10 protein-coding genes are annotated in these 11,513 nt (G+C 46.0%); 6 read left to right on the top strand and 4 right to left on the bottom strand.

The genetic code is table 11. The features are described 5' to 3' along the window. Positions 1-550: hypothetical protein (locus tag RWJ43_RS03850; protein WP_314007974.1), on the top strand; the 550-nt coding region annotated here is incomplete at its 5' end. Positions 551-623: 73 nt separating this feature from the next. On the opposite strand, the gene RWJ43_RS03845 is transcribed toward RWJ43_RS03850, so the two are convergent. From RWJ43_RS03845 to RWJ43_RS03830, 4 genes are all read right to left on the bottom strand, one after another. Beyond that, the gene (locus tag RWJ43_RS03845) at positions 624-1,700 is read right to left on the bottom strand and encodes a glycosyltransferase family 8 protein (RefSeq protein WP_313995663.1); all 1,077 of its coding nucleotides are present in this window, start codon (positions 1,698-1,700) and stop codon (positions 624-626) included. Positions 1,701-1,786: 86 nt separating this feature from the next. Next, positions 1,787-2,557 carry a TatD family hydrolase gene (locus tag RWJ43_RS03840; protein WP_314007971.1) on the bottom strand — a complete coding sequence of 257 codons (771 nt, stop codon included), beginning with the start codon at positions 2,555-2,557 and terminating at the stop codon, positions 1,787-1,789. Next, complete coding sequence (locus RWJ43_RS03835) at positions 2,550-3,284, bottom strand: tRNA threonylcarbamoyladenosine dehydratase (RefSeq protein ID WP_314007968.1); 735 nt, start codon at positions 3,282-3,284, stop codon at positions 2,550-2,552. Before RWJ43_RS03835 ends, RWJ43_RS03840 begins: the two co-directional genes overlap by 8 nt. Before the next feature lie 34 nt (positions 3,285-3,318). Beyond that, entirely contained in the window at positions 3,319-5,037 is a 1,719-nt protein-coding gene (locus RWJ43_RS03830; RefSeq protein ID WP_314007966.1) for an ABC transporter ATP-binding protein, read from the bottom strand. 297 nt (positions 5,038-5,334) lie between these two features. On the opposite strand from RWJ43_RS03830, the gene RWJ43_RS03825 reads away from it, so the two are divergent. From RWJ43_RS03825 to RWJ43_RS03805, 5 genes are all read left to right on the top strand, one after another. Continuing rightward, positions 5,335-8,022: a valine--tRNA ligase gene (locus tag RWJ43_RS03825; RefSeq protein WP_314007976.1), complete on the top strand. Its 2,688-nt coding sequence runs from the start codon at positions 5,335-5,337 to the stop codon at positions 8,020-8,022. Positions 8,023-8,098: 76 nt separating this feature from the next. Further along, positions 8,099-9,772 (top strand): formate--tetrahydrofolate ligase, encoded by a 1,674-nt coding sequence (locus RWJ43_RS03820; protein WP_314007964.1) that lies wholly within the window; start codon positions 8,099-8,101, stop codon positions 9,770-9,772. Continuing rightward, complete coding sequence (locus RWJ43_RS03815) at positions 9,772-10,425, top strand: cyclodeaminase/cyclohydrolase family protein (RefSeq protein WP_314007962.1); 654 nt, start codon at positions 9,772-9,774, stop codon at positions 10,423-10,425. The genes RWJ43_RS03820 and RWJ43_RS03815 overlap by 1 nt, the downstream gene beginning before the upstream one ends. Position 10,426: 1 nt before the next feature. Next, positions 10,427-11,296 (top strand): bifunctional 5,10-methylenetetrahydrofolate dehydrogenase/5,10-methenyltetrahydrofolate cyclohydrolase, encoded by an 870-nt coding sequence (locus RWJ43_RS03810; RefSeq protein ID WP_314007960.1) that lies wholly within the window; start codon positions 10,427-10,429, stop codon positions 11,294-11,296. A 21-nt stretch (positions 11,297-11,317) separates the two neighbouring features. After that, positions 11,318-11,513: GTP cyclohydrolase I (locus RWJ43_RS03805; RefSeq protein ID WP_314007958.1), on the top strand; the 196-nt coding region annotated here is incomplete at its 3' end.

The following is an 11,513-nucleotide window of genomic DNA, read 5'->3' as shown; positions in this document are numbered from 1 at the left end:
TTTTATTGATAATTGGCGTTCTGAGTTAGGGCAGGAAGATTCAGTCTGGATAAGCCAGTCTGGATTAAATGATTTGAAAGTTGAAGACTTGCAAATCTCTGGTCCGGTTCAATTTGTCTATTCAAAAGACGGAGAGCTTTTGTGTAACTCCGTGTATTGGATGATTTCTAGAAATGGAAAATTTATTGGCTATGTGATGCAAGACCTTGGGCCGCATGCTATAAATGCGCTGCTAGGAAATGCAGAGGCATATCACATTCAATTTAAGAATGCCGATATTTTTAATGCTGCAACGCAAAATGGTCAGAGTAATAGTTGTATATGTCTAAAGATAATCAATACATCTGATACAAGAGCAAAAACAGACAATATTGATTTGTGTATTGGTAATCAGGTGGCATACTCTCAATCTATGAGCGGAGAAATGCAAGAGTATCAGCGTAATCAATTGTTTCAGGATAAAGATACTGAGTGGATTAATGAAATAGATCGAATCGCACAGAGTGCAAATCTCAATACTCGAGAAAAACTAACTGACGTCGTAGAGTAGCAAACTAACAAGAAAGTCAAAATGAATTTCCTCCCATTTCTTGGATAGGAGAAATGGGAGGTTTTCTTATGCGTTACAGGTTGCCGCCACCAAGTTTGTTGTATGACGTAATGACTTTGGTGCGGGTTTTGGTGCCTGGTGGAAAAACGGTGTCAAACAACGGCATCAAGCCGCGGAAAAGAACACCACTTTGCACGCGGTGAGAAAGACCTCTTACCGTACGTCTTGACTCTTCAAGCTGTGAACGAAGCTCCTCAAGATAAGGGGAGCGACGAGCATAGAACCAGAAAAGGCCTGCAAGGTCTGAGTTTGGATAGAGCCAAGGCCTGTTGTCTGGTCCTGCAAAATGCGCAATGCAGATATTCTTTCGGGCTTCTTCGTATTCTTCTCGCACATCTTTTGGTGCCTGAGCAACAATGTGATCACGGCGAAGGAATTGCCAGTCTACCAGGTAATTCCATTTCATATTAATACGAAGATAATGGCCGTTTACAAACCTGTTAAGAACATCTTGATCAAGCCAGCGCCATGCACGCATGGTTGATACCTTTAGAAACTCCTCAGGAGAAATCTGCTTTCTAATCTCTTCCAGGTTCATCAAAATGACGCCTGCCTGGAAGTAATCGTGAGGATCATCCATACCCAGCTCATTTTTGAGGTAGGGGCCAACTGTGGCGTCATAGCCATCAATCTGTCCAATAGTATCTGCGTCGCGCGTAGCGCCTACCAAGTATCCTGTGACATCGATATCATAGAGCTCTGCAATATCGGTATTAACTACCAGGTCAGAGTCAAGGTAGATGGCTTTATTGACGTTAGGAAGCAGCGAGGGAGCAAGCAGCCTGTAGTAAGTTTCTGGTCTAAAGTGACCATGATGAGGAAGCTCAATATCACCAAGGGCAGCGTCAACATCTAAGAAGCCAACATGGACGTTATCAACAAGCTGAGCCTGACGAGTAAGCGTAATCATGCTGGTAGGAGTGAGATCACGAGTCAAAACAATGATGTCGTAACGACGTTCCGGATTGACGTTCTCAATGATGGATTGAATTGCTACAGATAAATACGGCACAAAGTTATCGCTGCAGGCAAATACAAGCACAACGTCATTAAGAGCAAGACCCAGCTCATCGGATGAGCTTGCAAGCATTGCTCCAGAAAGTTGCGCCCTGCCTGTTCCAACAAGGCGTTGTGTGGGTATTTTACGTAATCTTCTCATACGTAAGACTTTAACACTTAGACGCCAAAAACGCCTGCTGCGTTTGCCATTACTTCACTTTGCACAGAGTATCCACGGGCCTCACTGAGCCCAAGAAGAGCTCGCTTAAGGCTGTCCACAATGTCAAGTGCGTCGATATCTGTGTGATCACTGGAGGGAAGGTCAGTCTCGGTAAGGAGTTTATCTTTTGGGTAGACCTTAGCGTATTCACGGCCACGCTTAGTCTTAAGGCCCATCTCGCCAACAGAGAACCAACAGCCAAGTTTAATGGCCCTCTGGAGTTCATCTGAGTTACCGCTAAACCAGTGGACGATAGGAATGCATACTTGAGCAGCTCCTGTCTGTTCAAGAATATCTAGCACCGTATCAACACTTCTAACGGTGTGCATTGAGAGCACCCGAGGTTGGCTGTTACGTGAAAGTTCTGCAGCGCGAGCGCAAATCTTCGTAAAGGTCTTAACCTGCAGCTCTTGCAATCCATCAACACAATAGCGAGAAGAAAAATCTAGCCCAACCTCACCAATGTAAAGCGTCTCTTCCATAAGCTCTAGCAGGAGCTCTATATCTTTTTGAGTAACGCGCCCATCAGAGATGTACCAGGGATGTGCTCCAAGTCCCACGCGGATGTTGTCTTGCGTAAGCTGAGGAGCAAGTTCAAGGTAGTCGTGAGGAGTAACACCACAGGCAAAGAAACCTAATCCGGCGTCATGAGAACTTCTCGCTACATTGAGCGGAGAGTCCATAAGGTTGGCATGGACGTGCGCATCAAAGTACGTGAGGTTACTCATGATCAAGCCCTGAAAGATGCAGAATGACGTCTGAGGCAATCATCTGACCCATAATAGGAGGGTAGTAGGACATAGTGCCTAGCTTGGCAGATTTGCCCGTTGCTCCCTCTGGTGCAAAAACTGGTCGCGCAGGCTCGGGTGAGTAGAGCACACGGAAGTCGGCAAGGCCGCGCTTTTTGGACTCTTTTCTCATTACTCTTGCGAGAGCATCGGTATGTGTTTTTGAAAGTGTAGTAATCTCCAGAAGTTCTGGGTGGATTTTATTGCCGCCGCCCATGCTGGAGATGAGGTAGATATCGTTTTTCTGACACCACGCAACAACAGCCAATTTGGCAGAAATGGTATCGATAGCATCAACTACAACATCTGGTTTTGGAAGAGCAGAGAGCTGCTCGTCAACGTTGTCTTTAAGCAAAAAAGCATCAAGGGTGACCACGTGAGCGTCTGGATTAATGTCCAGAATCATCTCTTTGGTGACATCAACTTTTCTTTTTCCAATGGTGCTCACATAGGCAATAGCCTGCCTGTTAAGGTTGGATGCTTCTACTGCATCAGCATCCACTAACACAAAGGTGCCTACACCGCCTCTGGCCAGCGCCTGAACACAGTTTGAACCAACGCCACCAAGCCCTAAGACCATGACGCAGGAATTTTGAATCTGCCCAAGGCGTTCTTTTCCCAGGACAAGTTCAAGTCGAGCAGTGGCTTCAGGAATTGTGGCAGACATAGAGCTCCTCATAAAATGTATCTGCAGATAGTATTTATTGTTCAAGAGTATAGAGGGCCTTAAAGTAATGATTTTGTTGCATAAGCTCCTCAAACGAACCCATTTCGATAATACTACCTTCTTTCATTACAATAATTTCGTCAAATTTTTTCAGCTGAGCTTCCTCTAAGTTGTGTGTAATAACTAGACGTAGTGTTCCTTTGAGATTTGTTATTGAATTTATAATTTGGTCAGTAGTTGAATGGTCAAGCGCTGATGTAGCTTCATCGAAAAACAGAACGTTAGAACCCTTTAACAAACTTCTAGCAATACAAATTCTTTGACGTTCGCCACCAGAAAGGTTTGAACCTGCTTCACCACATTGATAACTCAGCTTATTTTGTTTAATGAAATCTGTAAGACCAGCTTTTTCACATGCTTGGAAAATAGCATCTTTTGAGTGGTTTTCGAACATAGTAATGTTGTCTTCAATGGATGCATTGAATAAGAAATTCTCTTGTTGTACGAGTGAAACATTTTGATAGAGACTCTTTTTATTAATAGTTCTTAACTCTAAGCTATCGTAAAATATATTTCCTTGATAACTTAAATTGCCACCCATGAGCAGATTAAATAAAGTAGATTTTCCAGATCCTGATATTCCAACAATTGCATAACTTTTATTAGGCAGAAGTTTGATTGATAAATTTTTCAGCACAGCTTTATTTTGTTCGTAAGCAAATGAAAGATTGTTGATGACTATTCCTTCTGTAACTTTATCTAATGTCTGTTGCCCCTCTTCTTCTTCATTGTCAGCAAGAGTCTCAGAAAATTTTAAAATCAAATCATTTGAAGCCTTACGCGATGCGAGTACCGGTGGAATTGTTTGTAAAGGGAGACTAATGTAATTCATAAGTAACGTAGCCATAAGAATTACACCAGGTGTTACTCCTTGATTTGAAATACAAAGATATGTACCAGCAATCAAAACAGCCCATTGAGATAAGCCGAAAGCACTCCAACTCAGAGTATTAATGAATCGAGTAGTTTTTCTACTTTCTCTTTTTGATTTTTCAAGAGCTTTATTGTCTTCTTCAAAAAGTCTCACTGCAGCCTTTGTTGCACCGTAAGCTTTTATCAAAGGAAAGCCTTTTACTAGATCAGTGACTTGGGCAATGAATTGACTAGTTTTTGCAGAAGATTCTTTTTGAATTTTACCGAGTGTTCCACCTAGCTTTACGCCAATGATTAGAGGAAGAATTGAAGCGGCAATAGCTACCATAGTTAATGGAATGCTTTGAACCATGAGCATTATGAGGGCCACAATGAAAGATATGCTATCGCTTACCAAAGAAAACATCTGTTCAAGATATGTAGTCTCTATAGTATTTAAATCATTAGTAAGTGCAGATACATAAACGGAACTACCACTTGCTTCAAACGAGTTTATACCTTTTTTCAGCATGTATTTAAATGCGGTGTTGCGATAAGAGTTAGCAGCATGATAGAGATAATTAGGAACAAAATAACGAACCACTAATTTATTTGTAATTGCTGAGATTGTTAATATGGCGGCAAATAGACAACCTTGTAGAAAATCATTAAATGATCCTGACACAGCGGAATTCATGAGAATTGAAGTTATATAGGGAGAACATACCGTAACTAGTTCTAGAGAAGTCGTAAAGAAAAAAGAGCCAAATAATAACTTTTTGTTACTCCAAAACAGACTCCGCTTAAGGTCGTTTTGAATTTCTTTAACAGTGCTTTTCATGTCAAACCTTCTTAACCTGTAGAAAAAGTTGTTGACTATACTTTTGATTTAAATGTTGTTGATTTTTTCAATCAATTTTAGTGTTTGATATGTTTGTTATGGCTTCTTTCAGCTAAAACTTTGAATTGAATGTTGTGACAAATCAATACTACTACTTTTTATACAAAGTGTAATTTTTTATATGTAATATTAAAATTACATTAATATATTCCCCTAAACCACATCTGTTTTAATGCATTATACTGTTCAAATGGTTAATAGGAATACTGCTAAAAGCATATGAAAGGCAAGATTACTGTGGAAGAAATGCCCAAGAATTATGATCCTCAGGCAGCTGAACCTGAGCTCATTGAAAAGTGGATAAAGGCAGATTGCTATGGTCGTAGTAAGGGAACTGAAGACCGTACGGTAGTTATCCCTCCACCAAACGTTACCGGCATCCTTCACATGGGCCATGCCATGGATGACACCATCCAGGACGCCTACATTCGTTATTCTCGCATGCGCGGTTATTCAACTCGTTGGATTCTTGGAACAGACCACGCAGGCATTGCAACCCAGACTAAGGTTGATAAAAAGCTTAAGTCAGAGGGTATTTCTCGCCTGGAGATTGGTCGCGAGAAGTTCTTGGAGGCTTGTTGGGATTGGACGCGCGAGTACGGCGGAACCATTGTTTCTCAGATTAAGCGCATGGGCTGCTCCATTGATTTTAATGACGAGAAGTTCACCATGTCTCCTGAGTACACTCAGGCAGTACGTAAGGTCTTTGTTGACTGGTATCATGACCAGCTTATTTATCGTGGTAAGCGCATCGTAAACTGGTGCCCTCATTGCGAGACTTCTATTTCTGACGATGAGGCAGAGTACGCTGACGAGAAGGGCCATCTTTGGTACCTGCGCTATCCTCTCAAAGAGCCTGTTAATGGCGTTGAGTACATTACCGTAGCTACTACTCGTCCAGAGACCATGCTGGGCGATACGGGCGTAGCTGTTTCTCCTCAAGACCCAGAAAAGGCTGACCTTGTGGGAAAGACCGTTATTCTGCCAATTGTTGACAGAGAGATTCCAATCTTCTCTGACTGGCATGTTGACGCAGGCTTTGGTACCGGTTTTGTTAAGGTAACCCCAGCTCATGACCCTAACGACTTTGCTATGGGTCAGACTCACAATCTTGAGCAGATCAACATCTTTGATGAGCATGCTGTTGTGGTTGACGGCTATGGTGAGTTCTCCGGCCTTGATAGAGATCAGGCTCGTGAGGCTATTGTTGCTTGGTTTGAAGAGCACGGTCTGCTTGATCACGTTGAAGACCTTGATCACTCCGTTATGCATTGCTACCGTTGCGGCACTACGCTTGAGCCATGGCTCTCTGAGCAGTGGTTTGTTGCTGTCGATAGGCTCAAAGAGCCTGCTGCACAGGTAGTCAAAGACGGTCAGGTTACCTTCCACCCAGAGCGTTGGACTCAGACCTACCTCACGTGGATGGAAAATCTCCGCGACTGGAACATCTCCAGGCAGCTTTGGTGGGGACACCGCATTCCTGTGTTCTACTGCGATGATTGTGGCTGGCAGGATGCGCTTATGGAAGACACTGATGTTTGTCCAAAGTGTGGCGGTCATCATGTTCACCAGGATGAGGACGTTCTGGATACCTGGTTCTCTTCTCAGCTGTGGACCTTTGCTACACAGGGTTGGCCAGACCATCCTGAGCAGCTTGAGGGTCACCATCCAACGCAGGTCCTGGTAACCGCTCGAGACATCATTGCTCTTTGGGTTGCTCGCATGATTATGAGCTCGCTTTATTTCACCAAAGAGATTCCATTCCACGATGTTTACATCTACGCAACCATTTTGGCTAAGGACGGCAGCCGTATGTCCAAGTCAAAGGGTAACGGCGTAGACCCTATGGACCTGATTGCTAAGTATGGTGCAGACGCAATGCGTTACAACCTGCTTACACTTATTACTAACAACCAGGACGTTAAGTTTGACGCTGTTCTGGATAAAAAGACTCGTGAGCTTATTGAGTCTCCAAGAACTGATCAGGCACGTTCATTTGTTACTAAGATTTGGAATGCAAGCCGCTTTGTTCAGATGAACCTTGACGGCTACACTGCCGGCATGCCAAAGGCAGAAACGCCAGAAGACGCATGGATGTTCTCGCGCCTTGCTAAGGTTGTGGCAGAGACAACTGAGCAGCTTGAGACCTATGGCTTTGGCGAGTATGCCCGCAACATTCAGTCTTTCTTCTGGAATGATGTCTGCGACTGGTACATTGAGCTCTGCAAGGGTCGCCTTCTAGACGGAACTCCTGAGGAGCGCCTGCAGGTTCAGCGCAACCTTGTCTTTGTCCTGGACGTCAGCATGAGGCTTTTGCACCCTGCCATGCCATTTGTTACCGAGAGCGTTTGGGATGCTCTTCCTGCATCCGGTCTTCTGAGTCACGAAGCAGGGTTCTTGATGATCTCTGAGTGGCCAGACCCACAGAAACTTGCCAACTTTGTTGACGAGGCAGCTGAGCATAACTTCTCGCTTGCTAAGACTGTTGTTTCTGCTGTTCGTTCTTCTCGCGCTCGTTATAGGCTGTCTCCAAAGACAGATCTTGCTGTTGTGGTTAAAGCTCCAGCACAGGATGTTGCAGCTCTGAAGGAGCAGGCAGCCTTCATTCAGAACGTTGGCCGTGTAAGCTCGCTTGAGGTTGCTGAGGCTCCTCAGAAGCCCGCCGGTTCTGTTTCTGTCACCGACGCTGGCCTTGAGATGTACGTTGTTCTGGGCGAGCTTGTTGACCTTGCTGCAGAGGCTAAGCGTCTTCAGAAGGATCTTGAGTCCGCAAAGAAGGAGCTTTCTGGTGTGGAGCGTACCCTTGCTAACGAGGGCTTTGTTGCTAAGGCAGCGCCTGAAGTTATCGAGAAGAAACGTGCGCGCGCAGAAGAACTTACTACGCTTGTTGCTCAGCTAGAGCAGCAGATTGCTGACTTCTCATAGGTAAAACTTGATGCGGTGTAACAGCCGCATCATGTGTTTAGTACGTGCATGCAGTCCACTTTAGGTTAGGAACAACATGTCTGAGGTTAAATCCGATATCGAGATTGCTCAATCATCCGAGATGCTTCCCATCTTTGAGGTGGCAAAGCGTGCGGGTATTCCAGAGGATTTGCTGGAGCCTTATGGTCGCTATAAGGCAAAGCTTGATGCACGTGCTTTGGCAGATAAGCCTCTTCGCGGCAAGCTTGTGCTGGTAACTGCCATTAACCCAACGCCAGCGGGCGAGGGAAAGACCACTACCTCGGTAGGTCTGGCAGATGCCTTGACCAGCTTGGGACAGTCTGCCATGTTGGCTCTTAGAGAGCCTTCTTTGGGCCCTGTTTTTGGTGTCAAGGGCGGTGCTGCAGGTGGCGGCTATGCCCAGGTAGTTCCTATGGAGGACATCAACCTTCACTTTACCGGAGACTTCCACGCCATCGGCGCTGCAAACAACCTCTGCGCCGCCATGCTGGATAACCACATCAAGCAGGGTAATAACCTCAACATTGATCCACGCCGCGTGGTGTGGAAACGCTGTGTTGACATGAATGATCGCCAGCTCAGAAATGTTGTTGACGGACTTGGCGGCATTGCTGATGGCATGCCAAGACAAGACGGCTTTGATATCACGGTCGCTTCCGAGGTCATGGCCGTATTTTGCCTTGCTTCGGGCATCAAAGATCTTAAAGAGCGCCTGGGTAGAATGGTTATTGCCTACACCTACGATCGCAAGCCTGTTACCGTCAGTGACATTCACGCAGAGGGGGCTATGACCGCACTGCTCAAAGATGCTATTCAGCCTAATCTGGTCCAGACACTTGAGCACACACCTGCTCTTGTCCACGGCGGTCCTTTTGCCAACATTGCTCACGGTTGCAATACGGTTGAGGCAACAAAGACTGCTCTTCGTCTTGCTGATTACGTTGTTACCGAGGCTGGTTTTGGTGCAGATCTTGGTGCCGAGAAGTTCTTGGACATCAAATGCAGAGCTACTGGCCTTGCTCCATCGGCTGTTGTTTTGGTGGCAACCGTTCGTGCTCTTAAGTACAACGGAGGCGTTGCCAAAGCAGATCTTAACCAGCAAAACGTTGATGCGCTTAAAGAGGGCATTCCTAACCTGCTTCGTCACGTTGACAACATTCAGACCGTCTACGGTCTTCCTGTAGTTGTTGCTATCAATGCATTCCCAACCGATACCGCTGAAGAGCTTGCTCTGGTAGAGGAGGAGTGCAAGAAGCGTGGCGTAAATGTAGTGCTGTCTGAGGTTTGGGCAAAAGGTGGAAAGGGCGGCCAGGCTCTTGCAGAAGAGGTCATGCGCCTTTGCCAGACTGAGTCTAAGCTCACTTTTGCTTACGATGTCAAAGAGTCTTTGAAGCAGAAAATTACTAACATTGCTACCAAGATCTACCACGCCGATGGTGTTGAATTTGCTCCAAGCGCTGCCAAGCAACTTCAGCAGCTTGAAGAGCTTGGCTTTGGCGAGCTTCCTATTTGTATGGCAAAAACTCAGTACTCTTTTACTGATGACCAGACTAAATTGGGTGCTCCAGAAAACTTTAAGATTACTGTGCGAGAAGTTCGTGTCTCTGCAGGTGCTGGCTTTGTGGTCTGCCTTACTGGTTCTATTATGACCATGCCAGGACTTCCAAAGGTTCCTGCTGCAGAGCATATTGATGTTCTTGATGATGGAAGAATTGTGGGTCTTTTCTAATGTCTTATCCCTCTTCACCTGAAGAAGTTGCGTTTACAACCTATAGCGCTGACTCTTATGCTCAACACCTTGCTGCTAAAGAGCCTATTCCTGGTGGCGGTAGTGCTGCCGCTTATGTAGGGGCACTTGCAGTGTCTTTGGCTTCAATGGCTGGTGTGTACGCACAAGGAAAACCTGCCTATGCTCAGCATGAAGATGATCTTGCAAAATACATCGCCCGAGCTGGAGCTCTTCGCCAAGACTTCATGGAGCTTATGGATGAGGACTCTCGCCAGTTTTTGCTGGTTTCCAGCGCGTTTAGTGTGTCTAAAGATGATCCAAAGCGCGTAGAGATTGTTGAGGATGCTCTTAAAGAAGCAGCTCAGCCTCCACTGAAGGTTATGAGAAAAGTGTGCGAGTCCATTGAACTTCTCGAAGAGATGCTTATCAAGGGATCTCGTATGCTTTTATCCGACGTAGGTTGCGGTGCTGCTCTTGCGCGCGGTGCTTTGATTGCAGCTTCTCACACGTTGTTTGTAAACACGCGCTCCATGCATGATACGGCCTATGCTCAAACATTGCTTGATGAGGCAGATAAGCTTCTGGACACCTATGTATCACGAGCTGACGCCGTAAGCGATGCGGTGAGCACACAGCTGAGACAGGAGGCATAACATGAGCTCAGAGACTCTGTCGCAGGAGCTTCGTGGCGCTTCTGTTGCTAAAGCAATAACTGAAAAACTTGCCGCTCAGGTCAAGGAACTTCGCGCACAAGGCGTAACTCCTAAGCTGGTTATTGTTCGTATAGGGCAGAAAAGCGATGACCTTACCTATGAGCGCGCGGCATATACGCGTGCGGAGAAGGTAGGCTTTGAAGTTGAGACCATTGAGCTTCCAGAAGACGCCACACAAGAGCAGGTAAATGCTACGTTTGACCAGGTTTCTGCCGACGCATTGGTGCATGGTTGTCTGCCCATGCGTCCTTTTCCTGCTGGAATTGACGAGCATGAAGCGCTTCAGCATCTAGCACCAGAAAAAGATGTTGATTGCGCAACTGATTCCATGCTACTGGCAACGCTTTGTGGAACTCCTGGTGCACTGGGGCCTTGCACCGCAGAGGCAGTTCTGGCGCTTCTTGATTTCTACCAGGTACCTCTTGAGGGAACACCTGTTGCTGTTGTTGGTCGCTCTAACGTCATTGGTCGTCCGGTAGCTGCGCTTTTAAGTGCAAGAAACGCTACAGTGACGGTGTGCCACAGCAAGACCAAAGACCTTGCTGCTACGCTTAAGCAGTCAGAGGTTGTGGTTGTGGCCGCAGGTCGTGCGCACCTTATTGGGGCTGACTACGTAAGAGATAGTCAGACCATCATTGACGTGGGTATTAACTGGGATGAAGCAGCTCAAAAGCTTGTTGGCGATGTTAATACAGAGCAGGTAGCTCCTCTGGTAAGTGCTTATACTCCTGTTCCTGGCGGTGTAGGTAGCGTGACAACAGCAATTCTTGCTCGCCATGTTGTTGCTGCAGCTCAAAGAACGCTTGCATAAGAGTGAAAGGCAGGTTGTCTCATGGCAGCGGAAAATAACTATAAAGAGCTTGACCAAGAGCGCGTAAAAGCCGCGGTCAAGGAGTTTTTGCTTGCTATTGGTGAGGATCCAGAGCGAGAAGGTCTGCTTGATACACCAGACCGTGTTGCTCGCGCTTGCATGGAGCTCTTTGGTGGTATGCAGGAAGATCCTGCAGCTCACCTGCGTAAACAGTTCC

This window comes from Lancefieldella parvula, assembly GCF_963530955.1.
Lineage (GTDB): Bacteria > Actinomycetota > Coriobacteriia > Coriobacteriales > Atopobiaceae > Lancefieldella > Lancefieldella parvula_A.
This window is presented reverse-complemented; position numbering and strand designations above follow the sequence as displayed.